Below are 24,966 nucleotides of genomic sequence, written 5' to 3' on the forward strand. Positions count from 1 at the left end.
ATGAGAATTATTTTTGATAAATAAAAAACAGAGCCTGGATTGCCAGGCAAACTCGGGCTCTATTCGCTGATTCGCAGTTGTCCGCTGGGCAAGGTTTGAACTTTCACTGGCACCAGATCCGGCAAGGTATGGATCAGGGCCAAAGGCTCATTCACACTGAAAACCCCAGCCACCTTGTAGGAGGAAAAACGGGGTGCATCGAAAACGGCCGCTTGCGGCAAGTAACGATTGATCTGCGCTACCGCCTGCTCCAGCGGCGTGTTTTCGAACACAATCATGCCGTTACGCCACGCCAGGCTGGTATCCAGATCCGCCTTTTGTACCTCTCCCAGAGGAGCATCCTCAGCCGTGTGAACGGATTGCCCACGCTCCAGCAAGCGTGTATCACGGTCCCACCAGGCACCCTGCTGCACCTTGACTGAACCGGACTCCACCGTCACCTGTAATTGCTGCTGCTCATGCAGAACATTGAAGCGCGTACCTGTGACCACCACCCTGCTTTGCCCGGCATGCACTACAAACGGCCGGGACCGATCAGGCTGCACATCAAAGAACACCTCGCCTGCATACAGGTCAACGACACGCTCATTCTCGTAAAAACGAATCTGCGCGTGTGTGCCGGTATTGGCCATCAGGATAGAGCCATCGGGCAGACGCAATTCCTCGTGCAACCCGCGTGGGGTCGTCAATGTGGCTTGATAGGAAGGCTCAGTATCCAGGCTAGCCCGTATGCCCACAGCGGCAAGCACACCCGCCGCACACAGTCCTGCCGTCATGCCCCAGGCAAAACGACGACGTGGCTTGTTGACCGGAGCCGATGAGCGCGAAGCCCGCAAGGCAGCCCGCAGCTCGGACTCGGGAATCTGCAAGGTCGCTTGCCAGATCGCCTCCAGATGGCGGTAACAGCGATCATGCTCCTGATCGGACTGACGCCATTGCTCGAAGGCACGCCAATCCTCGGGCGAGGCATCACCCGAGCGCAGATGAGAAAACCAGGCGGCCGCCTGATCCTGTGCGGTCGCTGCGTTCAGGACATCAGGGGGCATACTTCTGTAACCTTGTACTCAAATGACGCAGCGCTTTGTTCATATGCTTTTCCACCATGGCACGGGAGATACCCAGTTCACTGGCAATCTCGGCATGGGAGCTTCCCTCCAGGCGCTGGTAAATATACACCTGCCTGCAAATGTCCGGCAGTTCATCCAGAACCGTTCTTAAATCATCGACCATCTGGCTGGAATAAACCTGGGACTCCGGGCCAACTGCCAGCGGATGCTCGGACTCATGCAGTTCATGCAAAGGCACCATGGGCAGCTTTTCCTCCCGTCTGTGTCGGTCGATCAGACCGTTGGAGGTACTGCGTTGCAGATAGGCGGCCGGATTATCGGCCGAAACCGAGCCGTTTTCCAGTATGCGCAGCACGGCGTCGTGCATGGCATCTTCCACATCGTGATCAACTTGAGATCGACGACGCCACGCCCCCAGCAGCTCACTGTAGTGAGCAAGCCAGGTTTTACGAAAGGCACGGCGGTCGGACATGAAAGCAAAGAGCCTGCAAGGAAATGAGAAGGCTGATAATAACAACAATTCTCATTTCCAAACAAATGAACGGATCTTGATCAAGGGTTATATATCAGCCTAAATAGGCCTGCTTTCTGCTTTGCGCTGAGTCCTATCCAAAGTGACTCTAAGCAGAAAAACGCCTCAAGCCGTGCATGGCTTCCTCAAGGCACGACGTGCTCCCCACTAGGCTTCAGTTTTCTAAACTTTCAGCGCTCACCAAAATGCCGAGCCACAAAAATGCCGGCACAAAAAAACCGGCCTCTCCAAAAAGAAGCCGGTTTTCGGGGCAAGCCCTGTCAGATCGCTATCTGACCGCAAGCGACATGAATCAGAGCTTTTCTGTACCACCACCTTGAGGCCGCCAGGCCAACAAGCGGTCTTCAAACACACTGACCAGTCCATCCAGAATCAGCGCAAATACCGTAAGCACCACAATACCGGCAAACACCGTATTCACGTCCAATGTGCCTTCGGCCTGCAGGATCAGGTACCCCACTCCACTGGCTGAACCCAGATATTCACCCACCACAGCACCCACAAAGGCCAGACCGACCGAGGTGTGCAGGCTGGAGAACACCCAACTGGTCGCCGAGGGAATGTAGACGTGGCGCAGTAACTGGCGACGGCTGGCACCCAGCATACGGGCGTTGTCCAGCAAGGTGGAGCTGACTTCACGCACACCCTGGTACACGTTGAAGAACACGATGAAAAACACCAGTGTCACGGCCAAAGCCACTTTGGACCAGATGCCCAGACCAAACCACATGCCGAAGATAGGCGCAAGAATCACGCGCGGCATGGAGTTGGCTGCGGTCAGATACGGGTCCAGCAAGGCGGCCGCACGCGGCGACAGGCCCAGCCACAGACCACAAGCCAGACCGGCAATCGTACCGATGGCAAAGGCCAGCAGGGTTTCGCTCAAGGTCACGCCCAGGTGCAGGTAAATATCACCGTTGGTGACGAACCAGGCCCAGATCACCTTGACCACTTCCAGTGGCTGGCCAAAGAAGAAGGCTACTTTGGGGTCCAGCGTAAAAAAGTGCCAGGCAGCCAGAATGACGATGAGCAGCGAGATTTGCCAGCCGCGCAGGGCCAGCTTGGATTGAGTAATAGATTTAGACATATCAGGCACGCTTTTGCTGGGCATAACCCTTCAGAACTTCATCACGCAAGACGGCCCAGATTGCCGCATGCAATTCGACAAAGCGGGGGTCGTTGCGTACTTCGGCCACGTCACGAGGGCGTGGAAGATCGACATGAAATTCGCCGATGGGATGAGTACCCGGCCCGGCCGACAGAACCACCACCCGATCGCTCATGGCAATGGCTTCGTCCAGGTCGTGAGTGATGAACAGCACGGCTTTACGCTGCGCCATCCAGATCTCCAGCACTTCGTTTTCCATCAATTGGCGGGTCTGAATGTCCAGTGCCGAAAACGGCTCGTCCATCAGAATGATGTCGGGATCACGAATCAGGGTCTGGGCCAGCATGACGCGTTTGCGCATACCGCCGGACATCTGATGCGGGTAACGATCCCCGAAACCACCCAGGCCGACTCGCTTGAGCCATTCCTGGGCACGCTCGCGGGCCTCATCCTGCGGAACACCGGCAAACTCCAGACCGGCCATCACGTTGGATTCGGCACTGCGCCAGGGCATGAGTGCTTCGCCCTGGAACATGTAGCCAGCGCGCTCGTTCACCCCTTCCAGGGGTTTGCCGAACACACGCACTTCGCCCGACGAAGGGCTCAGCAAACCCGCCCCTACGTTCAGGAGCGTGGATTTGCCGCAGCCCGTTGGGCCTACAACCGACACAAACTCGCCTGGAGCAATGTTCAGGCTGGCGTCACGAACCGCTGTGTACGTACCTTTGCCATCGCGGGAGGCAAAAACACAGCTGATGTTATCTAAAGAAAGTGCTGCCTCAGACATTGGGATACTTCTTGTTGGCTTTTTCAGCAAATTCGTTGGTGAAGATCTTGCTGGTATCAATCTTGGATGCGTCCAGATTCGGCACAAAAGCGGCCAGTGCATTCAAGGCGGTAGCGGGGCCATCAGCATCGACCAGACCATCTGGCGAGAGTGCTTCTTTATTGGCGTCCAGACATTGCTTGTACAGCTCTACATCACCCAGCAGGTAGGTGGCAGGCACGGTTTTGGCAATGGTTTCAGCGTCATTGGCCTGAATCCATTTGTCGGCGCGCACGATGGCGTTGGCCAGGGCCTGAGCCGTGTTCGGATTCTTGGTGATAAAGTCTTCAGAAGCGTACAAGCAGGCCGAAGGCATATTGCCGCCAAAAATGGTCTTGGTGTCGGCAACGGTACGGGTGTCAGCAATGACACGTACTTCGTTTTCCTTGAGCAAGGTGCCGATAACCGGGTCCAGGTTAGCCATGGCATCGATCTGACCCGTACGCATGGCAGTAACCGCACCCGCGCCAGCGCCTACGCCGATAAAGGCCACGTCCGAGGGTTTCAGACCGTTCTGTTCCAGATAGAAGTTGACCATCATATTGGTCGAGGAACCCGGTGCGGTCACACCGATTTTCTTGCCCTTCAAATCCGCAGGCGACTTATAGTCAGCCATCGTCTTGTTGGACACGGCCAAAACGATGGCCGGTGCGCGTCCTTGCTGCACAAAGGCACGGTACATCTGGCCTTTGGCCTGCAAGTTGATGGTGTGCTCAAAAGCGCCTGAGACGACATCGGCACTGCCACCGACAACCGCTTGCAGGGCCTTGGAGCCACCGGCAAAGTCGGCCACTTTGACCTTGAGGCCTTCATCATCAAAATAGCCGTTGATCTCGGCAATGGACAAAGGCAGGTAATAGATCAGCGCTTTGCCACCGACGGCAATCGTGATGCTTTTTTTCTCGATTTCCTGTGCACGGGCCAATGTTGGCAGCGACAGTGCCAATCCCGATGCTCCAACCAGCTTGAGTGCATGACGACGAGTCAGTTTCATGGCAATCCCCTTCTTGTTGTTGGTCATTAATTATTTAGGTCTGATACTTATACTAAAAAACAAAGGGGGGTGTCCCCCCCTTGTCCGCCAAGCGGTCAAACCCGTTTACGTGGCGCGACGCTCCATCAAGGCCCAGGCAATGGTGCTGGGGTCTACGTACTCCAGCTCGCTCCCGGCTGGCACACCGCGTGCCAGTCGAGTCACTTTCAAACCTTGGCTAGTGAGCATTTCCGCCAAATGATGGGCGGTGGTTTCGCCCTCTGCGGTGAAATTGGTCGCTAGAATCACTTCCTGCACTTGGCCATCACCGGCTCGCTCTAGCAAGCGGTCAAATTGCAAGGCATCCGGGCCTATGCCTTCCAGCGGCGTCAAACGCCCCATCAGCACATAGTAAAGGCCTCGATAGCCATGCGTAGCCTCGATCATGTTTTGATCGGCAGGCGTCTCCACCACACACAACAACGCCGGATCACGGCGGGGATTGGCACAGGTTTCACAGATAGGTTGAACAGTGAAACCATTGCAGCGCTGACAGTGCTGCAGTGCCGTCGTGGCATGTTCAAGAGCGCGGCTCAATTGGTCGGCGCCTACCAGGTCGTGTTGCAACAAGTGGTAGGCCATGCGGCGAGCGCTACGCTCGCCCACACCGGGTAGCCGACGCAGAGCCTGGATCAGAGCCCGAAGCGGTTCGGGCTCAGCGATCTGCGGTTCGTTCATTAGAACGGGAACTTCATACCGGGTGGCAGTGGCAGGCCAGCGGTAACACCCGCCATTTTTTCCTGCGACGTTGCCTCGGCTTTGCGCTGTGCATCGTTAAAGGCAGCAGCAATCAAATCTTCCAGCATCTCTTTTTCGTCTTCCAGCAGGCTGGGGTCGATAGAGACACGGCGCACATCGTGGCGGCAGTTCATGATGACCTTGACCAGACCACCACCGGAAACGCCCTCGACCTCGATATCGGCCAAGGCTTCCTGGGCCTTTTTCATGTTTTCCTGCATTTGCTGCGCCTGGCGCATCAAGCCGGCAATCTGACCTTTCATCATGGTTTGGTTTTCCTGATTGATATAAATTGACAAGGGGCCATTCAGGCGGCCCGCACCAAAGGAGTGGCCTTGATTGACCCGGCTTTGACGCTGCCGTCAAAGTCCTGGATCAGGCTCAAGACAAAGGGATCCTGGGCAACCTGCTCTTCAGCCTGCCGCTGGCGCTCGGCCAGCTTGGCCTGCTCCACGGCATGCGCGGTAGCATCGCCCGTATCCCCGTATTCGATCACCAACTGAATGGACTGGGCAAAGTATTCCGACAAAACGGTGCGCAAGCGCGCTTTGCCCTGGCTGCCTTCAGTGGCCTTGATTTTGGCACGCAGATGGATTTCCTGGCCTTTCACGCCCAGCCATTCGCTCTGGCGGGCCAATTCAGCGGCCCAGCCACTTAAGGGCAGGCTGGTTGCCACTTCGGGCCAGGTTTCCGGTTTCATGCCGCCCAGACGGACGGTACGCGGGCTGTCCGAGCCGCTTTGCGGTACAGGCAGGCCCAGTTCAGTATCGGGCATGAAGCGATCAGACAGGGACACAGACGGTACATCGCCGTCTTCTTCGGCACGAGCCGCGTCCATATCCAGAGGTTGGTAATTCTCGAACTCTTCGTCCATGCCCTCGGACAGCCAGGCGGGCTCTTCCGGGCCGTCCTGGGTGGAGACGGCTGGCGGCGCTTCTTCAGCCACGGGTTCTACTCGGGCGGCGGCCTGAGCCTGAGACGACATCAAGGGCTGAGCACTGCTCTTACCCTGGGCTTTGGAGGACTCTGCTACAGGGTCGGCAGAGGAGTCTGCCTGGGCTGCGGAAGTGGACTCTGCGGCTGGCTGGACGGACGGAACGGATGGAGTCGATGCCGCTTGGGCGGCCTCAACAGCGCTGCTGTCAGCAACTGCAGTCGCAGCTTCTTGAGGCTGACTGGTCGCGGAACCGGCGTCAAAGTTTGCATCTGCTGGGGCAGACTCTGAAGAGTCATAGCTGGCCCCTGCACCGGCAGGCTCGGGAGCATCTTCCCAGGCCGGGACAAAATCGTCGTCAGCAGGGATGGATTCTGCGACAGGCGCTGCTTGGGCTGCATGTGCACGGGCAACATCAGCGACCGGGGCGGCTGCAGAGGCAGAAGCCTGTGCCTGCTGAGACGCGGCCTGTGGGTTAACCGCAGGCTGAGTGGTTTGCGCTGCTTGTGCAGTTTGTGCGCTCGGCTCTGTTTGCGCACCCTGCGCAGCTTGCTGTAGAGGCGCGGCAGAGGCGGCGGCATCAACAGAGACAGCGAGGGCTGCCGCAGGAGCGGGAGCAGCCTGAGCCGCACCAGCACCAGCACCAGCAGTATCAGACCCCGAAGGCCCTGCTGGCGGCACATACGCCGAGACAGGCTCGGGCAGCAAAGCCAGCATGCGCAAGCACGCCATCACAAAACCGGCGTACTCATCCGGAGCCAAAGACAGCTCCTGACGGCTATGCACCGCTACCGAATAAAACAACTGCACATGATCGGGCGAGAGCATGGGCGCTAATTGCCGCACTGCCTCAGCCAGAGGATCATCATCAGAAATCGTGCCGGGAATGCGCTGCTCGATGGCGATACGGGACAACAAGGTTGCCAGATCAGCCAGAGCGCCCGAATAAGACAGGCCACGCAAGGCCAGATCATCGGCCACACCCATAATGGCCTGCGCATCATAAGCGACCAGCGCTTGCAGCAATTGCGCCAGGTGGCGTTGATCAATGGTGCCCAGCATGGCTTGTACAGCCTGGGCGCTAAGATCGCCTGCGCTATAGGCAATAGCCTGGTCGCTCAGCGACAAGGCATCCCGCATGGAGCCATCGGCTGCCTGCGCCAGCAAACGCAAGGCGGGCAGCTCGAACTGCATTTCTTCCTGGGTCAGAATGTCTTGCAGGTGACCCACAATCGCGGGCACTGTCATCTGCTTCAAATTGAATTGCAGACAGCGCGACAAGACCGTGACCGGAATCTTTTGCGGATCGGTCGTGGCCAGAATGAATTTGACGTGCGCTGGCGGCTCTTCCAGCGTCTTGAGCATGGCGTTAAAGGCGTGCCCGGTCAGCATGTGAACTTCGTCAATCATGTAGACCTTGTAACGGCCCGAGCTGGGGGCGTAGACCGCCTGCTCCAGCAGCTGGGTCATCTCTTCCACACCACGGTTGGAAGCGGCGTCCAGCTCTACATAATCAATAAAGCGGCCAGCATCAATCTCGGTACAAGCGCGGCAAACGCCACAGGGCTTGGAAGTGATGCCGGTTTCACAGTTCAGCGACTTGGCCAGAATACGCGACAAGGTGGTCTTGCCCACGCCGCGTGTGCCCGTAAACAGCCAGGCATGGTGCAGGCGCTGGGTATCCAGGGCGTGCGTCAAAGCGCGCACCACGTGGTCCTGACCAACCAAGGTGTCAAAGGAACGGGGGCGCCACTTGCGGGCCAGAACGAGATAGGTCATGCGAATTCCGGACGGCGTGAACCATCAATACAAATAAGCGAAAGGAAAAGTGTACCGGATTCGGTGCTGAAGGGAAGCAGATAGACCGGGCGCGCATAACCCGATAAGCAAATGAAGTGGCGAGCCTGACTCCGGCACTGATTCTGCACGGCTGTGGCTGCTTCGTTCCCGACCTGACCAGATTCACCGCCGAACCATGCGGAGGGGCCCGCCGACCAATAGTGTAGCATCAATACGGCAGCCAAAGATCGGCTCTCGGGAAATAAAGCGCAGCCTGCGCGGGCCGGCCATCCAGAGCCTGCACCTGCTCACAATACCGCTGCAATTGCGGCGCATAACGCTCCAGCATCCGTGCCTTGAAATCGTCCAGACTTTCATGCTCGGCAGGTCGTCCGGTCTTGTAATCCACCACCAGCCAGTGATCTTCCTGGGAAATGGCCAGGTCAATAATCGACACCCGGCCACTGACGTCCAGCAAGGACCATTCCCGGTAAGCTCGGCTGACGCCCAGCAGCCAGCGGCCCCGTTCCGTCTGTACGGTCGCAGTAATCGCTTCAAACAGGGATTGGGCGGCTTCATCCAGATAGGTCGCTGGCACACCAGCACGCAACAGTTGACGACGCATCACGGCGCGGCCTTGCTGCAAGCGTTCTACCGGCCATTGCTCCAGCCCTTCACGGCCCAGCTTTTCCAGCCAGTCGTGGGCAACCGTACCAATGGCTTTTTCATGAGTCGTGTCCAGGGACCACTGCCAGCTTTGATACTGCGGGCTGTCGGCCTGCAACTGCTCGGGCGGCGCGGCCGGCAAGCTCACCACTCGCTGCAACAATGCCGCGGAACCTTGCCCGGATTCCTCTTGCTGTCCGCCCTGCTCGGCTTGCCAAACAGGAGCCTGTGGCTGCTCCAGGACCGGCCAGACACGGCTCAGCAAGGAGCGGCCATCCGGCTCGCGCAGGCCCTTATCCTGGGTGATGCTCAATTCCGCAAACAGATGCAGCTCCTGACGGGCACGCGTCAGGGCCACATATAACAAGCGGTGGCTTTCCTGCTCGGCCCGGATACGCTCCCGCGCCGCCAGAAACTGCGACACCGGATCGCGCTGCTCGCTGCCCTTGTGACTGATCGGCCCCAGAATCAAGCGCTCGGCGCTGTGCTCCAGACGAATCAACGGCTCGGAGTCGGCTGCTGACTGCTTGTGCAAGCCAAACAAAATGACAGTTTCAAACTCCAGACCCTTGGACTTGTGAATTGTCATCACCTCCACGGCCTTGCCCGTGCCCTGCGGGGTGGCATACAGCGACTCCACACGGGCCTGCAATTGTTGCTGGTCGGGCGGTCCGTAAGGGCATAACTCCTCCAACAGACGCAAGACTTGTTCTGCATCCGCCTGATCAGCCAGGCTTGGATAGACTTGCGGCCCGCCCAAGCGCGTCCAGCATTCCTGCACCCAGGCAGCAAAAGGCATCAAGCCACTGCGATTGCCTTTGTCCAGCAAGATCTGGCAAGCAAAGAGCAGACGAGCACGCTCGTTGGCATCCCAGTCTTCGAAATCCTGATTGTGTGTAAGCTCGGCCAAGGTCTGTGTAGGATACAAGGCGCACAGGCGGTGCAGGCTCTCCAAACGCAGGCCGATCAATGGCGAGCGCAAGACAGACAGCCAAGCCAGTCGATCAGCCGGGTGCGCCAAGGCACGGACCAATTGCACCAGATCAGCCACCACAGGACGCTGTTGCAAAGGTTCCAGTTCTACGGCTCGACACGGTATGCCCTGCTCGCCCAGCTTGCGCACCAGACCATGCAAGTGCGAGCGTGCTCGCACCAGAATTGCCACCGGATGTTCGCTGTCCTGATAACGTTCCAGAGCTTGGGCCGCACACTGAACCGCCTCCTGCACTGCACGCTCTTGAGCCGCTTGCTGCGACGGCACAGCATCCTCTCCCCGAGCCACTCGGAAATGCCAGGACGGGTGAAAATGCACCGCCCACTCGGGAATATCGGGCTTGAAGGCGGTCGAATGTTCGTAGGTGACCATGCCCAGATCCGGGTCAGGTCGAGCCGGAAACAATTGCGCCCCCACCTTGTTCACCCATTCCACCAAGCGCGGATGTGAACGGAAGTTATTACTGAGATTCAGTGGTTCCAGCTCTACTTCGCCCAAGCGTCGAGCTTGCCAGACTTGCAAAAACAAACCCACTTCCGCCTTGCGGAAACGGTAAATGGACTGCATGGGGTCACCCACCAAAAACAGGCTGCGCCCGTCGCCCGGCTCCCAACCACTGGTCAGGCGTTCCAGCAACTGCACCTGGGATTGGCTGGTGTCCTGGAACTCGTCTACCAGCAAATGGCGTATGGACCTGTCCATGCGCAAGAGCAGCTCGCCCGGCTCGTCGGCATCACCCAAGGCTTGCAAGGCACGTTGGGCAATCTCGGTGAAATCGACCTCAGCTTTCTCGGCAAAGCGCAGTTTCAATTGCGCCGCAGCCAGCCACAAGACCTGAATCAGATTGGACAGGACTTCTTGCTGCTGGGGGGAGTATTGCTCGGGCAAAAGGCGTGCACTGGCCAGGCGAGCAATCCAGGGCTCTGCACCCAGACAATTGCTCAACCACTCCGTCAGCATTTCTTTTTGTGCCGTTTTCGGGGGAAAGCCATTACGCACCGTCAGGCTTTTGCGCAGATCGCCTTTATCCGTCAGCAACAAGGCTGCCAGACCACGCCAGCGCGGCAAATCGTCCATGACCGGGGCCAGGTTATCGCCTTGCCAATCCGCCAAGGCCAGCACATCGCCACTTTCCAGATTCGAGGCCGCAAAGCAGGCCAAAGGCGCCAAAGTTCGCGCCCAACCGGGTGGCAGTGAATCGCTTAGCTGCTGCAACTGCTGCTCCACCACCTCGCGCAAGCTGTCTTGCAAAAGCGCCACATCACCGCCCTGCCCCACCGCTGGCAACCACTGATCGCGGCTGGCCAACATACCGGCCAACAGAGCTTGCGCCTGCAGCAGGTTCACATCCATGTGTTCCAGAAAACGCGCCACGCTGGGCACGCTTTCCGCCATCTCCAGCGTGGCCCAAGCCGCCGCTTCGTAATGCTCCTGGGCCTTATCGGTAATGGCCGGAACCCCGCCCAGCCCCGTAATCCAGGGCATGGCGCGTACCAGGTGGGCACACAAGGAGTCGATGGTCCGGATGCTTAAACGGGCCGGGTAAGCCAGCAAATCCCACTGTTGCTCCTGATTACGCTGCATGGCGGCACGCGCCAGTTCCCAACTGCGTACCCGGTAGGGCTCGGCAGGCCGTTCCTGATTGGCAGCGGCCAACTTCTCCAGTACACGCGCATGCATTTCAGCCGCAGCTTTACGGGTGAAGGTAATGGCCACAATTTCTTCTGGCCGCTGCACGCGAGCCAGCAAGGCCAGAATCCGGTCGGTCAGCAGCTCTGTCTTGCCGGAACCGGCTGGGGCCTGGACCAGAAAGGAGGACTCGGGGTCCAGTGCCCGTGCACGGGCGGGGCTATCGCTAGGGACTGTCACCATTACACCTCTCCTCCATTGTCTTGGAGGTCTTCCTGGAACAAACGTAAAAAGGGCAAAACATCGCAATACAGCAGATCGTTGCGGTTCCAGATCTGATTGGCGGCCTGCCCTTGCAGGAACTCATCTGCCAAGCCTTCCACCGCCTGTTTCCACTGCGCGATTTGGGCGGTCCACTGCTGGGCGCTTTCCAATTCGGTCAGACCCTCAATATCCATGCCGGGCGCGGCCAAACCGCTTAAACCGACCTGTCGGGCATGCAAGCGTACAAAGGCCAAACCACTGACGCTACGGCCTTGATCCTGCAAGGCAGCAGCATAAAACGGCAATTGCAGATTCACGGGTCTGGGCCGCAGCCAGTCTTTATCGGGCCGCAGCTCGCCTATGCCGGTTTTGTAGTCCAACAGCAATTGCTCGCCATCAGCCAGATCATCCAAGCGGTCCAGACGCAGGTTCAGACGTAACAAGCCACGGTTCCAACTCAACTCATGCTCCGTCGCCCCCAGAGCAAACGGCGGGCGCTGGGCTTCCTGATGGGCGTACTCGTTCAAGACCGCCAGACCCCGCTCCATTTCCAGGCTGCGCAGCACCGGACCATAATCGGCCAGCTCCTCCTGAGCGGCCTGTTCGATACATGCTTGCACCACATCCAGCAGCGAATCCTCACCAATCAGCTCATGCAGGCTGTCCTGATCGTTCACACGCTGCCAGAACAATTCGACGGCGCGGTGCAGGAACATCCCGCGTGTATTCATATCGCCCACACGGGCGTAGTCGGGCAAGGCCTGACCATGTAGCCGAAACTTCACAAACGCCCACAAGGGATTGCGAGCCTGGGTATCCAGCACACTGATCCCGCCACGTATGCGCTCTTCCTGTTTCAAGCTGGGGCCTTGCTCGTCCAGCAAGGCTTCCTGTGCGACGGCCTGCTCTGCCTGCACCGCCCAAGGCATTTCAAGCACAGGCCAATGAGCAATCAAGGGACTGGGCCTCAGCTCCTGTTCGCCCTGATGCAAAGGTGCACTTAGCAAAACCTGATTGCCACAGCGTAGCAAGGCACTCAGCATCCAGCGCGCCCATTCCAGCTCCCGCTCTGGCGTACTGCGAGGTGCCGAGACTCGACGCAACACCTGGGCAGGAATCAAAGGATTGGGTTTGACCGCAGCAGGCAAAATATCATCGGTCAGGCCCAGCACCCATACGGCATCCCAGCGCCCGCCTTCCGCTTCCAGAAAACCCAGCACGTCCAGCCGGGAACGTGGGTCTCGTTGTGGCTGGAACAAATTTTCACGGGCCATGCGGGCCAAAGCGCTTTGTGCCTTCAAGGCACTGATGCGACCCAAGACCGGCGCTTGCTGCGCCAGTTGCAGCAGCAAGGCTTCCAAAGCCTCCAGAGTTTGAAACTGGGCACTATCCAGACGGTTAGTGCCCGGAAAGCCCAAAGCCTCCAGGCATTGGCGCATGACTGACGCCCAGGTATCCACTCCTTGAGCGCCTGCCGATACGGACTCGAAGCGTTCCACCGCCTTGCCCCAGGCCAGAGCCAGTTCGGGTGTGTGGAAGCTGAGCATGTCGGCAAATTCTTTACGGCTAACTTGTGTAATGCGGTTGTCGCGCCAGGCCTTGTCAATGCGGGCACGGCCACCTGCTTCAGACTGTTCTGCCTGACACGCTCCCAAACGCAAGGCTTCGCCCAGCATGGCGGGCTCAGCCTGCCCCTTGGTCGCCAAGGTAAACAAGGCCTTCAACCAGGCCATGGCCGCTTCAACCACTGGCCACTCAGCCAAGGATCGGGCTGCCGCCACGTTATAGGGCAAAGCACCTTGATCCGTGTGCATGGCCTGTCGCAAAAGACGATGCACCAGCGGCAATTGCGTTTCCAGCTGCGCGGCCACAATGGCTACTGTGCGATCCGGGTCCTCGTCCAATTGACGACGCGCCCACTGCACCGCCAGGCGCCATTCCGTATCCGCATCCTGCGCCTGCACCCGATACACCTCTGTCGCCGGAGCCTCTTCGTGCTGCAGCTGGAGAATCTCTACCCCCATGTCCTGCAAACCACTCAACAAACTTTGCAGGCGTGGCGAATATTCATGAAAACCATGCAGCACCATATGGCGATGACGCATGTGCAAGGCGCCTGCCTGCACCGCTTTGAGCACACGCTCCGCAGCCAGGTTTGCATCATCCAGATCTGCCTGCTCCAGGCTTTGCCGGTAGTGAGAGCGCCATTGCATGAAGCGCTCAAAATCCACGCTGGCCTCGCCGGGTTTCAGCTCGATATTCCATTCATCCAGCAAGGTATCGGCTTCACAAGCCAGACGCGCCGCTTGACCTACATCCAGAAAATAGCCTTCTTCCTCGCACTGCTCGATGCTGTGTTCCCAGCGCTGCAAAGCGGCAAAGCGATCCATCTGATGCGCGGCCGGTTGCCACTGTTCTGAAAAGCAGAGCTGATCGCTGGCCTGCGCCAGCCACGCGCCCAAAGGCACAATTTCCGGTACGGCAACCGTCCCGCCAGCACCCGCCAGACGGGCCGACAAATGTCCCAGCAGGCGGCGCGCATAGCGCTTATTCACGGTCAAGACAACCGTCTCGGCACTATTGAGCTCCTGCAATTGAGCCATGGAAACAGCAGAGGTGTCGTACATAGAAAAAACCAGTTAAGGTTGCAAGAAAACAGAACGGCCAGCAGCGCTGATCCGGCCATTGTACCGGCGCTCTATCCCTAGTTTGTTCCCGCCCTTACACTTATCATCATGTCTAGTTCACACACCCCCAATACCGAATTAACCGGCAGCCTGTCGCTGCGCACTGGCGACCATACCTGGGGTAGCGCCCGCCGTATGGCCTTGCTGGCCGCCATTGCCGAGCAGGGTTCGATCTCTGCCGCTGCCCGTCATATTGGCATCAGCTACAAGGCGGCCTGGGACGCCATCGACATCATGAACAATATGGCGGGCGAACCTCTGGTGCTGCGCAGTACGGGCGGTCATCGTGGTGGCGGTGCCACCCTGACGCCCAAAGCCGTCGAACTGCTGGAGCTGTATCAAACCTACGACCGGCTGCATCAACGCTTCATGAGCCGTATTGGTCGTTTAATGCCTTCCGTGGCAACTCAAATGGAGTTACTCCAAACCATGATCATGCAAACCTCGGCTCGCAACCAACTGCCCGGTATCGTTACCACGATCAAAACGGGAGCCGTCAACGACGAAATTCATGTGGATATTGGCCAGGGCCAAATCGTGGTCGCGTCCATCACACGAGAAAGCACGGAAAACCTGGGCCTGCGTGAAGGGCAGAAGGTTCTGGCCTTTCTGAAAGCGTCCTCGATCATGATTGGCACGGGCGACACCCGTAACTCCCTGTCCGCACGCAATCAACTGCCCGGCACGATTACCGATGTCATTACCGGTGCCGTCAATGCAGAAGTACGTCTGGAACTGCCGCAGGGCCTGACAGTCACCGCCAGCATCACCCTGGACAGCACACAGCGCTTGCACCTGGAAGCAGGCCAATCCGCCTATGCACTGTTCAAGGCATCCAGCGTGATGATCGCTACGCTGTAAGAACTTCCAGATCCGCGCTGGTACAGCATTCGATAATGCGTCCATCGCGAATACGATAGACCTCTTGGGCCAGGGCCCTGGCATCCTCAGGATCGTGCGTGATCAGGATAGTGGGAATATCGATCTGGCTTTGCAACTGAGCCAGTTCAGCCCGCAAACGCGCACGCAAGTCCTGATCCAGGGCCGCCAAAGGCTCATCCAGCAAAAGCAGCTGAGGTTCAATAGCCAAGGCTCGCGCCAAGGCACAACGCTGCTTTTGCCCGCCAGACAACTGGGCGGGATAGCTGCTTAATACCGACTCCAGCTGAAACGCTTCTACCCAACGTTGGGCAGCCGCAGGCATGTCTCGCACGGAGCGGTTGAACAAGCCCGTGTTCAGACCAAAGCAAATATTCTGTGCTGCGGTCAGATGCGGGAACAGGCCGTAGTCCTGAAACAGGTACGCCACCCGACGCTCGCGTGGTTTCAGGTTGATGCCTTTTTCAGAATCAAAATAGACCTGATCGCCAATTTGAATGCGGCCATGGTCGGGCCGCAACAAGCCCGCCACGCTTTGCACCGTCAAGGACTTGCCCGAACCCGAAGGCCCGTACAGGGCAATATGACGGGCTTCGGTTTGAATCTGGATATTCAAGTCAAAATGACGGGCCTCGCTGACCACGGTGCGTTGAATCTGTACAGTCAGGCTCATTGCATCCCTCTTTTACGGCGTACGTGACGGGGTGACAAGGCACTGGTACTCCACAAGACCAGCACACAAGTAATCGAAATAATAGCGACCAGCACCAATGCCTGCTGATCCTCCCCTGCCTGGACTGCCTCGTAAATGGCGATGGACATGGTTTGGGTGCGCCCCGGTATGCTGCCCGCGATCATCAACGTAGCGCCGAACTCGCCCAAAGCGCGGGCAAAGGCCAGCAAAACGCCTGCCATGATGCCACGCGCTGCCAAAGGCAGACTGACACGAAAGAAGATGGCCAGGGGTTTCAGGCCCAGCACGCTGGCCGCATTTTCCAGGCGGGGGTCCACGTCCTCAAAAGCCGCACGCGCTGCCTTCAAAATCATGGGAAAGGCCACGACAGTGGCGGCAATCACCGCCCCCTGCCAGGTAAAGACCAGCTCAATGCCCATGCTGGAGAGCCATTGCCCAAAGGCACTGCGCCGACCCAGCAAGACCAGCAGGTAATAGCCGATGACGGTAGGCGGCAAGACCATGGGCAAGGTCAAGATGGAATCAAGCAGGTCACACCAACGCGACTGCCAGCGTGACAAGGCATAGGCCACCCCTATACCCAGCACACAGGCAAACAAGGTCGCCCAACCGGCGACCTTGAGCGATAAGCACAGAGGAATCCAAAGTGAAGTCATCCGACGATCAAAATCCTATCAAGGCTTGGCAAAACCGTATTTTGCCAGCACTTGCTGTCCGGATTCAGACATGACGAAATCCTGGAAAGCCTGAGCCTTGTCATTACGGCCTTCGCGCTGCACCAAGGCGATCGGGTAAGTGACAGGTTCCGTGGTCTTGAGCACTTCCAGCACTTCCACCTTGTCTTTCATGATGGCCGCGTCAGTCGCGAACACGAAACCGGCTTCCACTTCACCACGAGCGACATAATCCAGCACCTGACGCACGTTCTGGCCCAGAATTTCACGCTGTTTGACTGCATCCCACTGACCGGCCTTCTCCAGAGCGGCCTGAGTATAACGACCCACAGGGACGACAGCCGGATTACCCAAAGCAACGCGTTTGACTTCCGCCTTGCCCAGATCGCCAGCGTTCGTAACCTTGGCAGGGTTGTCGCTAGGCACAATCAGCACAACCTGATTCTGCACAAAATTCTTGCGGGTAGCAGGATCCACAGCCTTGGCTTCTTCCGCCTTGTTCATGGCTTTCTGGTCGGCCGAGGCAAACACATCCACCGGAGCACCATTGACGATCTGCTGCAGCAATACATCCGATGCGGCGAAGCTGGTCAGCACCTTGGTGCCGGGGTGCTCTGCCTCAAACTGGCCAGCCAATTCCTTGAAGGCGTTGGTCAGACTGGCGGCGGCGGCCACAACCAATTCATCGGCTTGCGCGGTGCCTTGCAAGAACAGGGATAAGGCAGCGACCGATACGACACGTTTGAACATTGTTTTCTCCTCCGGGACGGGTGTAACGAATTAGTATAATCAGGAAATATATATAGGTATATAGCGTAAATCTACCCCTCTACTGAATGAAGCTCATCATCCCGGAGTGATAGCATGAGGGCTTTCCTGCCTCATCCCGGCTCCCAAAAGCACGCCAACAGCCACGCTTTCCGAATTTTTCATCCTCATGACGCAAGCCAGTCTGATTTCCGATTTCATCACCATGCTCTGGTTGCAGGACGGCCTGTCTGCCAACACCCAACAAGCGTATCGGCAGGATCTGGAACGCCTGGAGGAATGGGCTCAACAAGAGCGCGAAGGCAAAGCGCTGGAACAGTTGGAAGCCAAGGATTTGCGGGAATGGATGGCCAGCCAGGCAGATCAGAGCAAGGCCAGCACAGCCAATCGCAGGCTGGCCACCTTACGTCGCTTTTACAACTGGACAGTGCAAGAAGGTATGCGGCAGGACGATCCCTGCCTGGAATTGAGCAGCGCCCGACAGGCCCCACGCGTCCCGCACACCTTGTCCGAAGAACAGGTAGAACGCCTGCTGGCTGCCCCGGACATACATAATCCCTTGGGGCTGCGCGATCGCAGCATGCTGGAAACCTTGTATGCCAGCGGTTTGCGCGTCACGGAACTGACTGAACTGCCCTTGCAGAACCTGAGCCTGAGCGATGGCGTGCTGCGCATCGACCAGGGCAAGGGGGGGAAGGACAGGCTGGTGCCTTTGGGACAGGAGGCCCTGCACTGGATCGAACGTTATATGCAGGAGTCCCGCCCTGCCTTGCTGGGCCAGCGCCGCAGCGACTTTGTATTTATTACAGGACGCGGCACTTGCATGAGCCGCCAGTCTTTTTGGTTGATCGTCAAGAAATATGCGGTTCAGGCCGGTATTCTGGCCCCCTTGTCCCCGCACGTTTTACGTCATGCTTTCGCGACCCATTTGCTCAATCACGGCGCCGACTTGCGCGTGGTGCAAATGCTCTTGGGACACGCCGACATTTCCACGACCCAGATTTATACTCATGTGGCACGTGAGCGCTTGAAAGCCTTACACGCAGCCCATCATCCACGCGCCTGAGCGCACTACCAAGATATGGCTAAAGAAAAACACGTTAGCGAAACACCGGCCACACAGTGGCTACGTAAAAATGGCATTTCCTTTACCGAGCATAGCTACAACTATGTCGATCATGGCGGAGCCATGGAAGCGGCAGCCCAGCTGGGTCTGGACCTGCACCGGGTGGCCAAGACCCTGATCATGGAAGATGAAAGCGCCAAGCCCCTGATCATCGTGATGCACGGCGACCGTGAAGTCTCCACCAAAAATCTGGCTCGTCAAACCGGCGCGAAAAAGATCGCCCCCTGCAAACCGGATGTGGCCCAACGCCATTCGGGCTATATGGTTGGCGGCACCTCTCCCTTTGCCACCCGCAAGGCCATGCCCGTATGGCTGGAAGAAGAACTGCTGGAGTTTGACACCATTTACATCAATGGTGGCCGACGCGGCTATTTGCTGGGTATCAATCCCCAGGTTCTGATCGACAAGCTGGGGGCACGCCCCGTACAGGCTGGCCTGGAAAAAGGCTGATCTTACTTGGCAGCAGGTATAAAAAGACGGCGCAGTCAGCCCGTCTTTTTTTTGTCACGCAATTGCTTGAACCCTCAAACGTCACAATAAACAGCCTGGTTCTGCTCCCTGCACTTCCTGCCACGCGCAGCCACCACCACCACCACCACCACCACCACCATCACCACCACCTCCTCCTCCTCCTCCTCCCGCAACTGGAACTAGAACTGGAACTGGATAGCAGCGGATTACAACACTGTCCGCTCCATCGCTCTTCACAAAAGCAGGAGATTGCACCTGTGTGACATTTCGCCAGATAATTCAAACCTGAATAATAAGAGGGGACCCCATGTTTCAATCCTTGCGCCAGCCCGCCGTCATGACGGTGACTTTGGCGGCTGCTGGCATCCTGATGGTTACCATGGGGATACGCCAATCCTTTGGCCTGTTCGTTGGCCCCATTGATAAGGCAACCGGCATGGGCATCATGTCCATCAGCTTTGCCATGGCCGTGGGCCAACTTGCCTGGGGGGCCATCCAGCCTATTGCCGGTGCCTGCTCCGACCGCTGGGGCCCGGACCGGGTTCTGATCGCGGGCCTTCTGATTCTGGCACTGGGCTGTGCGGTAACGCCGTTTATTGGTACCGGGCTAGGGCTGACCCTGACGCTGGGCCTGCTGGCCAATATTGGTTCGGGCGCGGCCAGTTTCTCCACCTTGATTGGCGCTGCCGCCCAACGTATTCCGGATCACGCCCGCGGTCAGGCCTCGGGCCTGATCAATGCCGGCGGCTCCTTCGGGCAGTTCGTCTTTGCCCCCGTGGTGCAAAAGCTGATCGGCTGGGTCGGCTGGATGTCGACCTTTTGGGTTCTGGCCCTGACCGCCCTGCTGACCCTGCCTCTAATTCGCAAGCTAAGTCCGGGCAGCAAGCCCGAAAAAGCCGCAGCCACCCCAGCACCTGTTGTCAGCAGTCCCGGTCTGGCCGAGACACTGAAAAGCGCCATGAAGGATCGCAGCTACTTGCTGCTGAGTCTGGGCTTTTTCACCTGCGGTTTTCACATTGCTTTTCTGGTCACCCACTTACCGGGGGAAATTGACTTGTGCGGGCTGCCACCTTCGGTGGCAAGCTGGTCGCTGGCCTTGATCGGCCTGGCCAATATCTTTGGCAGTATTGCCGCCGGTTCCTGCATTGCCCGCTGGCGCAGCAAATACGTGCTGGCACTGATGTATGCCTCGCGCGCCGTGCTGATCCTGTGGTACTTGATGATGCCTAAAACCGATCTGGTGTTTTACATCTTTGCCATCGGCCTGGGGCTGACCTGGCTGGCTACCGTGCCCCCTACCGCTAATATCGTCGCCAAGCTGTTTGGCACGCGCTATCTGGCAACCCTGTTTGGTCTGGCCTTGTTCTCGCACCAGATCGGCGGCTTTCTGGGCGCATGGCTGGGGGGGATCGCCTTGACCCGCTTTGGTGACTACAGCTGGATGTGGTGGGCAGATATTGTCTTGGCCGTACTGGCGGCCATCGTCAATCTGCCGATTCGCGAAGCCAAGATCAAGATGCAGGCGGCTTAGACAACTCGCAATCGAAACTTCACCAAGCAACAGCACAAACGGTTGCCCAAAGAAGAACTCCGTTCACCCCCCTCATCAAAAAGACCCGCCATGGCTTGCGGGTCTTTTATTTGGCGTAAGCATAAGTCCTCGTTATAACGGGGCAAAGTCTCGCCCCCTTTCGACGCCGCGCAAGGCTGCTGCCGTATCGGTGGTAAAGAACGGGTTGCCCGAATAGTGAGCTTAGAACATGGTATTGCTGTTGGCCGCCTGCTCGGGCACGGCCTGAATCACATCCCAGTGCTCCACAATCTTGCCGTCTTGCACCCGGAAAATATCCATCACAGCCTGCCCACGATCGGCCTTGCCATTGGTCGAATGCACATGCAGATAAACCAGATCGCCGTCTGCGGCACTACGCACAATCCGTGCGCGAGACTGCGGGTTCTCTTTGAAATAGCCATCAAAATACCCCACGAAAGGCGCTTTTCCGTCCGGCACCTCCGGGTTGTGCTGGATATAGTCCTCAGCTACGACCGCCGCCGCTTCCTGCACCTGATGCTTATTAAAGAAGCTGTCGTAAAAATCGACCACCAGCTTGCGATTGCTCTCTTCCTGAGCCACATCACGAGTCGGCGAATTGGCAGCCAACGCTGCATTTGTGCTCAACAAGAAAGAGCCCGCTAGTAAAACTGGAGATACCCATCGGATTAAACCTTTCATCAGTCCCACTCCCTATTCAATAACCTACGGTGAAGCGCTGGCGCGAATGGGCAGGACGTTCAATCTCGTCCACCAAAGCGATGGCGTAATCCTCATAAGAAATCTTGCTGCCTTGGTCGGAGACCAAAAGGCTGTCTTTGCCGATACGGAATTTGCCCGTGCGCTGACCGGGGCCAAACTCTGCCGAGGGCGACAGGAAAGTCCAATCCAGTTCTTTTTCCTGACGCAACTGATCCAGAAAGGCAATGCCACCCAAGGCCTCGGTCCGGTAAGCGTCCGGGAACGCAGGCTGATCAATCAATCGCTGACCGGGGGCCACTTCAAGGCTGGCGGCACCGCCTACCACTAGATAACGCGGCACACCGGCCGCACGAACCGCCGTAATCAGCTTGGAAGGATCTGACGACGCAAAACGAACCGCGCTAATTGCAATATCGTGCCCTTTCAATAGCGCAATCAAACCATCCAGATCATTCACATCGCCCTGAACTGCGGTGACATTGGGCAGGCTGGCAATTTTTTCAGTATGGCGAGCAATCGCTGTCACCGTATGACCGCGATCCGAGAGTTCTTTCAAAAGGCGCGAACCGACTTCGCCAGAAGCACCTATCAATGCAATACGAGACATAACAGCTCCTTGTGTGCTCAAATAAAGACCTGGTCTATAAAGTAGACCATTAAGCGTGATGCTAGACAGTTTTTTGACAGTCCACAAGAAGTCACGCAGGCCATACCAGGTCACACGGAAGTGACTATTGAACACAGGAAAGCAAGCCGCCATGTCCTCATCAAGCGCAGCCACATTGGCTTCCAGCCCCATACAGGAAGAATTTGAGCAACCCTGTCCCATCCGGGATGTACTGGATCGGATTGGTGACCAATGGAGCCTGCTGATCCTGGAATCGCTGGCACCGGGCACCCTACGCTTTAATGAGCTGGGTCGGGAAATCGGTGATATTTCCCGTCAAATGCTCTCACGCACACTCAAGCGGCTGGAAACTGATGGATTTGTACAACGAACCTTGTACGCCGAAGTACCGCCCCGCGTGGAATACACGCTCACCGAATTGGGGCAGTCTTTTCTGGTACCTATGCGAGAACTGGTGAAGTGGGCAGACGTACACCACGCCCGTATCTGTCAGGCGCGGCGGGAAGCTCAGGTGCAGTGATAAAGCCAATCCAGCAGAAACAAAAAAAGCCGCATTACGCGGCTTTTTCTTGGACGACGGGGTCAAGCCGCACTGGCCGGCAAACCGAATACCCGGTCAAAGGTCCAGCTGAAAATAAAGGAATAAATCAGAAAGAACACCAGAATGGCTACTTCCATACGCAAGGCTTCCAGCAAGCCGACCTGATACCACCACATATACAAAGGCACGATAGCAATCACCAGGCCAGCCTCAAAGCTGATGGCATGCACACTGCGGCGCAGCAGACTGCGGCCTTTGACAGCTTGGCGGGATTCCCAATGTTCGAACGCCGTGTTGAACACGTAGTTCCAGACAATCGCAATCACCGAGATCGCCACAGCAATGGGCGCGGACTCTGAAGCCTCCCCACCGGCAAAGTACGCCAGCAAGAAAGAAGAAAAAACAATGGCAAAAAACTCGAACAAACCCACGTAAAAAACGCGGCGTTTCCAACCCTGGAGTGTCATGACTACCCTGCTGCGGTGCATCAGCCTGGCACTGAAAGAGATTCAGCCGGACGAGACGATGCGTTCAAAAATGAAGCGGCAAATCCGATGCACAGGCCGTCAGCCCGCATCGAAGCTGCGATAAAGCGCACAATCCTACCACAGGCAAGCAGACGGTTTGCAGGGCAGCTCCAATAACCCTTTTCAAACCCGATCGGGCAATATTGTTACCCAAGCCTTACGCCATTCACAGCCCGTATCACTCCTCATCAAATCGCATAATCTGTACGCCCCGCAGCATTTATGGTGTCAGTTCCAACCCTCAACCTCTGGACTGGAGCGAACAATGACATTACATAAAGCCAACACCGAACAGCTGCATGAACTCTTGTATCAAGCCCTGGAAACTGAATTGGGTGGGGAGCAAGTCTATAAAGCAGCCATTTCCTGTGCCAATAACGAGGACCTGAAAAAAGAATGGGAAGGCTACCTGGAAGAAACACTGACACACCAACAGGTGCTGAAAAGTATCTTTGAGGAGCTGGCACTGGACCCCGCCAAACAAACACCCGGCCGACAAGTACTGAAACAGATCGCCTCTGCACTGGTCAAGGCCATGGGGTTGGCCAAACAGGCAGGGGATCCGAAAGCGGCAGAGCTGGTCGCATCCGAATGTGTCATTCTGGCCGAAACCAAAGACCATCTGAATTGGCAGTTGATTGGCTTGGTTGGCGAGCAGAGCAAAGACAAGAAACTGGCGACTTTACTCAAACAGGCTCATGACGCCGTCGCTCCCGATGAGGGCCATCACCTGTACCATACCCAGGGTTGGTCTCGCGAGCTGTGGATTCAATCCTTGGGATTTCCTGCCGTGCTGCCCCCGCCAGAAGAGCAAAAGCAAGTCGAAACGCCGATCGGGGCCTCGCGGGCCGAGCAGCAACGCAACAAGATGCTGTAAAAAAAAGGGCCGCAAGGCCCTTTTATCTTTATGTATCGCCGTCCAGACGTCGGCGTGCTTTCAACGCGATGGAGGAATAATAGGCCTCCAATTTCTTGAGCTGCTTTTCATCCAGCTCCTCAACATCAATCAAGCGCTCATTGGCATCGGTCAGTGAAATAATCAGCTCATCAAGTTTTATATGCAGTGCCTTGCTATCTTTATTCTGATTTTGCTGAATTAAAAACACCATCAAGAAAGTAATAATCGTGGTTCCGGTATTGATAATTAACTGCCAGGTCTCCGAATAATTAAAATAAGGCCCGGACAAGGCCCAGACCAGCACGGCTAAAACAGCAACAGAGAACATGATGGGCGAGCCGGCAAAGCGGGTCACGGTCTTGGCAAAGCAGTCAAACAAACTGTCTACAGAATCTGGCTTGCAAGGTTTAACCACGGGTGGCTCCTCCTGCCTGCACGCAGAGGAGGAAAACGGGTCTTTTTCCAAGGAACGCTTGTCGTTTTTCATGGCAAATTCCTTATAAATAAAAGCAGTTTAGTCGGGAGCCCGCCTCATATATTTCAAATAAAAACGAAACTGGGCAAAATTCAAACAGAGCTCGATCAAGGACAAACCTGATTTTCCTGCCACCGACTTGAGTCACACCGACGACAAGCCAGCCAAACGATTTGACCCAGCCTTATCCCCTTGTCTGATGCAAGGATAGACAAGAACTCCTCTATTTTTTTTACGGGTATTTCCGAACGAAATATCCTTTTACAGCTGACACTACCCAAGCCCCAACAAGATTTGTAAGATGCAGGCGGACTATCTTGCTTTCAGTTTGATAGTTTTTGTAGAAAGTACATTGCTGTCTTTTTTTAAAACACGCTATTTCCCATAGCCTTTATTTAAAAAGGAGCAAGAAGTGGGCAAGATTGACCATAAAACCATGTGTATTTTGTGCCAGACTCTGCCGCTTTCCAAAGCGTATACACCTAAGCATGCTTATATGGAACGCGTCACCAAAACAGAGGACTATGGAGACCAGGGAGCACAGAGCCTGTTTCGCTGCTCCGTTTGCCAAACTCACTGGCTTTATCAACAAGACAAATGGAAAAGTTGTCTGGGATTCAAGCTCTGGACCGGGAATGTAGATGACTATCTGTCCTCAACAAGAAATCCCGGCAAAGCATGGGGACAGCAACACAACCCCAGAAGCTCATCTCCGGGTTTTGACAATCGACCGTTCCATTAGCGCCTCCCGCATTCCATAGCGCGCATGACTCT

The 24,966-nt window shown here is 56.8% G+C and carries 23 protein-coding genes and 1 other RNA gene; 6 read left to right on the forward strand and 18 right to left on the reverse strand.

Annotated elements, in window-relative coordinates:
- Nucleotides 1–59: 59 nt before the first annotated feature.
- From M2Q46_RS09605 to M2Q46_RS09655, 11 genes are all read right to left on the reverse strand, one after another.
- Entirely contained in the window at nucleotides 60–1,046 is a 987-nt protein-coding gene (locus M2Q46_RS09605; protein WP_302357145.1) for a FecR domain-containing protein, read from the reverse strand.
- On the reverse strand, nucleotides 1,036–1,539 hold the full coding sequence (locus M2Q46_RS09610; protein WP_088450973.1) for a sigma-70 family RNA polymerase sigma factor: 504 nt from the start codon (nucleotides 1,537–1,539) through the stop codon (nucleotides 1,036–1,038). The genes M2Q46_RS09605 and M2Q46_RS09610 overlap by 11 nt, the downstream gene beginning before the upstream one ends.
- 352 nt (nucleotides 1,540–1,891) lie before the next feature.
- On the reverse strand, nucleotides 1,892–2,686 hold the full coding sequence (locus tag M2Q46_RS09615; protein WP_009463067.1) for an ABC transporter permease: 795 nt from the start codon (nucleotides 2,684–2,686) through the stop codon (nucleotides 1,892–1,894).
- 1 nt (nucleotide 2,687) lies between these two features.
- Entirely contained in the window at nucleotides 2,688–3,494 is an 807-nt protein-coding gene (locus tag M2Q46_RS09620; RefSeq protein ID WP_115634139.1) for an ABC transporter ATP-binding protein, read from the reverse strand.
- Entirely contained in the window at nucleotides 3,487–4,527 is a 1,041-nt protein-coding gene (locus M2Q46_RS09625) for an ABC transporter substrate-binding protein (protein WP_035271448.1), read from the reverse strand. Before M2Q46_RS09625 ends, M2Q46_RS09620 begins: the two co-directional genes overlap by 8 nt.
- Before the next feature lie 105 nt (nucleotides 4,528–4,632).
- Nucleotides 4,633–5,244: a recombination mediator RecR gene (gene recR / locus M2Q46_RS09630; protein WP_003803396.1), complete on the reverse strand. Its 612-nt coding sequence runs from the start codon at nucleotides 5,242–5,244 to the stop codon at nucleotides 4,633–4,635.
- Entirely contained in the window at nucleotides 5,244–5,570 is a 327-nt protein-coding gene (locus M2Q46_RS09635) for a YbaB/EbfC family nucleoid-associated protein (RefSeq protein ID WP_009463063.1), read from the reverse strand. Before M2Q46_RS09635 ends, recR begins: the two co-directional genes overlap by 1 nt.
- 41 nt (nucleotides 5,571–5,611) lie before the next feature.
- Nucleotides 5,612–8,017, reverse strand: coding sequence for a DNA polymerase III subunit gamma/tau (gene dnaX, locus M2Q46_RS09640; protein WP_302357148.1), 2,406 nt, complete (start codon nucleotides 8,015–8,017; stop codon nucleotides 5,612–5,614).
- A gap of 115 nt (nucleotides 8,018–8,132) precedes the next feature.
- Nucleotides 8,133–8,230, reverse strand: an RNA gene (gene ffs, locus M2Q46_RS09645) — signal recognition particle sRNA small type.
- Between the two features lie 16 nt (nucleotides 8,231–8,246).
- On the reverse strand, nucleotides 8,247–11,549 hold the full coding sequence (locus tag M2Q46_RS09650) for an exodeoxyribonuclease V subunit beta (protein WP_302357149.1): 3,303 nt from the start codon (nucleotides 11,547–11,549) through the stop codon (nucleotides 8,247–8,249).
- Nucleotides 11,549–14,197 (reverse strand): PD-(D/E)XK nuclease family protein, encoded by a 2,649-nt coding sequence (locus M2Q46_RS09655; protein WP_302357150.1) that lies wholly within the window; start codon nucleotides 14,195–14,197, stop codon nucleotides 11,549–11,551. Before M2Q46_RS09655 ends, M2Q46_RS09650 begins: the two co-directional genes overlap by 1 nt.
- 108 nt (nucleotides 14,198–14,305) lie before the next feature.
- Between M2Q46_RS09655 and M2Q46_RS09660 the strand changes: the two genes are divergently transcribed.
- On the forward strand, nucleotides 14,306–15,118 hold the full coding sequence (locus M2Q46_RS09660; protein ID WP_137431442.1) for a TOBE domain-containing protein: 813 nt from the start codon (nucleotides 14,306–14,308) through the stop codon (nucleotides 15,116–15,118).
- Here the strand turns inward: M2Q46_RS09660 and M2Q46_RS09665 are convergent.
- The 3 genes from M2Q46_RS09665 to modA are packed head-to-tail and all read right to left on the reverse strand — an operon-like array spanning nucleotide 15,108 to nucleotide 17,254.
- The gene (locus M2Q46_RS09665; protein WP_035270991.1) at nucleotides 15,108–15,809 is read right to left on the reverse strand and encodes a sulfate/molybdate ABC transporter ATP-binding protein; all 702 of its coding nucleotides are present in this window, start codon (nucleotides 15,807–15,809) and stop codon (nucleotides 15,108–15,110) included. The two genes, M2Q46_RS09660 and M2Q46_RS09665, sit on opposite strands and share 11 nt — an antisense overlap.
- Nucleotides 15,806–16,486, reverse strand: coding sequence for a molybdate ABC transporter permease subunit (gene modB, locus M2Q46_RS09670; protein WP_009461324.1), 681 nt, complete (start codon nucleotides 16,484–16,486; stop codon nucleotides 15,806–15,808). Before modB ends, M2Q46_RS09665 begins: the two co-directional genes overlap by 4 nt.
- An 18-nt stretch (nucleotides 16,487–16,504) precedes the next feature.
- On the reverse strand, nucleotides 16,505–17,254 hold the full coding sequence (gene modA / locus M2Q46_RS09675) for a molybdate ABC transporter substrate-binding protein (RefSeq protein WP_266108091.1): 750 nt from the start codon (nucleotides 17,252–17,254) through the stop codon (nucleotides 16,505–16,507).
- Between the two features lie 187 nt (nucleotides 17,255–17,441).
- On the opposite strand from modA, the gene xerD reads away from it, so the two are divergent.
- From xerD to M2Q46_RS09690, 3 genes are all read left to right on the forward strand, one after another.
- Nucleotides 17,442–18,338: a site-specific tyrosine recombinase XerD gene (xerD, locus tag M2Q46_RS09680; protein ID WP_302357151.1), complete on the forward strand. Its 897-nt coding sequence runs from the start codon at nucleotides 17,442–17,444 to the stop codon at nucleotides 18,336–18,338.
- 15 nt (nucleotides 18,339–18,353) lie between these two features.
- Nucleotides 18,354–18,848, forward strand: a complete 495-nt coding sequence (gene ybaK, locus M2Q46_RS09685) for a Cys-tRNA(Pro) deacylase (protein WP_035270993.1) — start codon at nucleotides 18,354–18,356, stop codon at nucleotides 18,846–18,848.
- A gap of 328 nt (nucleotides 18,849–19,176) precedes the next feature.
- The gene (locus M2Q46_RS09690; protein ID WP_302357152.1) at nucleotides 19,177–20,400 is read left to right on the forward strand and encodes an MFS transporter; all 1,224 of its coding nucleotides are present in this window, start codon (nucleotides 19,177–19,179) and stop codon (nucleotides 20,398–20,400) included.
- Nucleotides 20,401–20,622: 222 nt separating this feature from the next.
- On the opposite strand, the gene M2Q46_RS09695 is transcribed toward M2Q46_RS09690, so the two are convergent.
- Together M2Q46_RS09695 and M2Q46_RS09700 are read right to left on the reverse strand one after the other, a co-directional pair.
- Nucleotides 20,623–21,102, reverse strand: a complete 480-nt coding sequence (locus M2Q46_RS09695; protein ID WP_083054084.1) for a nuclear transport factor 2 family protein — start codon at nucleotides 21,100–21,102, stop codon at nucleotides 20,623–20,625.
- 16 nt (nucleotides 21,103–21,118) lie between these two features.
- Nucleotides 21,119–21,730, reverse strand: coding sequence for an NAD(P)-dependent oxidoreductase (locus M2Q46_RS09700; protein ID WP_009461315.1), 612 nt, complete (start codon nucleotides 21,728–21,730; stop codon nucleotides 21,119–21,121).
- Nucleotides 21,731–21,881: 151 nt separating this feature from the next.
- Here M2Q46_RS09700 and M2Q46_RS09705 point away from each other — a divergent pair, with 151 nt between their 5' ends.
- Nucleotides 21,882–22,271: a helix-turn-helix domain-containing protein gene (locus tag M2Q46_RS09705; protein WP_203145041.1), complete on the forward strand. Its 390-nt coding sequence runs from the start codon at nucleotides 21,882–21,884 to the stop codon at nucleotides 22,269–22,271.
- 62 nt (nucleotides 22,272–22,333) lie between these two features.
- On the opposite strand, the gene M2Q46_RS09710 is transcribed toward M2Q46_RS09705, so the two are convergent.
- Nucleotides 22,334–22,759, reverse strand: a complete 426-nt coding sequence (locus M2Q46_RS09710; RefSeq protein WP_009461311.1) for a PACE efflux transporter — start codon at nucleotides 22,757–22,759, stop codon at nucleotides 22,334–22,336.
- 325 nt (nucleotides 22,760–23,084) lie between these two features.
- On the opposite strand from M2Q46_RS09710, the gene M2Q46_RS09715 reads away from it, so the two are divergent.
- Nucleotides 23,085–23,696, forward strand: coding sequence for a hypothetical protein (locus M2Q46_RS09715; RefSeq protein WP_302357153.1), 612 nt, complete (start codon nucleotides 23,085–23,087; stop codon nucleotides 23,694–23,696).
- Nucleotides 23,697–23,724: 28 nt separating this feature from the next.
- On the opposite strand, the gene M2Q46_RS09720 is transcribed toward M2Q46_RS09715, so the two are convergent.
- Nucleotides 23,725–24,204, reverse strand: coding sequence for a low affinity iron permease family protein (locus M2Q46_RS09720; RefSeq protein WP_026485221.1), 480 nt, complete (start codon nucleotides 24,202–24,204; stop codon nucleotides 23,725–23,727).
- Nucleotides 24,205–24,966 lie beyond the last annotated feature (762 nt).

This window comes from Alcaligenes sp. YSL9 (assembly GCF_030515105.1).
Classification (GTDB): domain Bacteria; phylum Pseudomonadota; class Gammaproteobacteria; order Burkholderiales; family Burkholderiaceae_B; genus Alcaligenes; species Alcaligenes phenolicus.

What these genes read in the sequence shown, in the direction of transcription:
- M2Q46_RS09605 (WP_302357145.1), bottom strand. Translation starts at nt 1,046, where the DNA reads ATGCCCCCTGATGTCCTGAACGCAGCGACCGCACAGGATCAGGCGGCC.
- M2Q46_RS09610 (WP_088450973.1), bottom strand. Translation starts at nt 1,539, where the DNA reads ATGTCCGACCGCCGTGCCTTTCGTAAAACCTGGCTTGCTCACTACAGT.
- M2Q46_RS09615 (WP_009463067.1), bottom strand. Translation starts at nt 2,686, where the DNA reads ATGTCTAAATCTATTACTCAATCCAAGCTGGCCCTGCGCGGCTGGCAA.
- M2Q46_RS09620 (WP_115634139.1), bottom strand. Translation starts at nt 3,494, where the DNA reads ATGTCTGAGGCAGCACTTTCTTTAGATAACATCAGCTGTGTTTTTGCC.
- M2Q46_RS09625 (WP_035271448.1), bottom strand. Translation starts at nt 4,527, where the DNA reads ATGAAACTGACTCGTCGTCATGCACTCAAGCTGGTTGGAGCATCGGGA.
- recR (WP_003803396.1), bottom strand. Translation starts at nt 5,244, where the DNA reads ATGAACGAACCGCAGATCGCTGAGCCCGAACCGCTTCGGGCTCTGATC.
- M2Q46_RS09635 (WP_009463063.1), bottom strand. Translation starts at nt 5,570, where the DNA reads ATGATGAAAGGTCAGATTGCCGGCTTGATGCGCCAGGCGCAGCAAATG.
- dnaX (WP_302357148.1), bottom strand. Translation starts at nt 8,017, where the DNA reads ATGACCTATCTCGTTCTGGCCCGCAAGTGGCGCCCCCGTTCCTTTGAC.
- M2Q46_RS09650 (WP_302357149.1), bottom strand. Translation starts at nt 11,549, where the DNA reads ATGGTGACAGTCCCTAGCGATAGCCCCGCCCGTGCACGGGCACTGGAC.
- M2Q46_RS09655 (WP_302357150.1), bottom strand. Translation starts at nt 14,197, where the DNA reads ATGTACGACACCTCTGCTGTTTCCATGGCTCAATTGCAGGAGCTCAAT.
- M2Q46_RS09660 (WP_137431442.1), top strand. Translation starts at nt 14,306, where the DNA reads ATGTCTAGTTCACACACCCCCAATACCGAATTAACCGGCAGCCTGTCG.
- M2Q46_RS09665 (WP_035270991.1), bottom strand. Translation starts at nt 15,809, where the DNA reads ATGAGCCTGACTGTACAGATTCAACGCACCGTGGTCAGCGAGGCCCGT.
- modB (WP_009461324.1), bottom strand. Translation starts at nt 16,486, where the DNA reads ATGACTTCACTTTGGATTCCTCTGTGCTTATCGCTCAAGGTCGCCGGT.
- modA (WP_266108091.1), bottom strand. Translation starts at nt 17,254, where the DNA reads ATGTTCAAACGTGTCGTATCGGTCGCTGCCTTATCCCTGTTCTTGCAA.
- xerD (WP_302357151.1), top strand. Translation starts at nt 17,442, where the DNA reads ATGACGCAAGCCAGTCTGATTTCCGATTTCATCACCATGCTCTGGTTG.
- ybaK (WP_035270993.1), top strand. Translation starts at nt 18,354, where the DNA reads ATGGCTAAAGAAAAACACGTTAGCGAAACACCGGCCACACAGTGGCTA.
- M2Q46_RS09690 (WP_302357152.1), top strand. Translation starts at nt 19,177, where the DNA reads ATGTTTCAATCCTTGCGCCAGCCCGCCGTCATGACGGTGACTTTGGCG.
- M2Q46_RS09695 (WP_083054084.1), bottom strand. Translation starts at nt 21,102, where the DNA reads ATGAAAGGTTTAATCCGATGGGTATCTCCAGTTTTACTAGCGGGCTCT.
- M2Q46_RS09700 (WP_009461315.1), bottom strand. Translation starts at nt 21,730, where the DNA reads ATGTCTCGTATTGCATTGATAGGTGCTTCTGGCGAAGTCGGTTCGCGC.
- M2Q46_RS09705 (WP_203145041.1), top strand. Translation starts at nt 21,882, where the DNA reads ATGTCCTCATCAAGCGCAGCCACATTGGCTTCCAGCCCCATACAGGAA.
- M2Q46_RS09710 (WP_009461311.1), bottom strand. Translation starts at nt 22,759, where the DNA reads ATGACACTCCAGGGTTGGAAACGCCGCGTTTTTTACGTGGGTTTGTTC.
- M2Q46_RS09715 (WP_302357153.1), top strand. Translation starts at nt 23,085, where the DNA reads ATGACATTACATAAAGCCAACACCGAACAGCTGCATGAACTCTTGTAT.
- M2Q46_RS09720 (WP_026485221.1), bottom strand. Translation starts at nt 24,204, where the DNA reads ATGAAAAACGACAAGCGTTCCTTGGAAAAAGACCCGTTTTCCTCCTCT.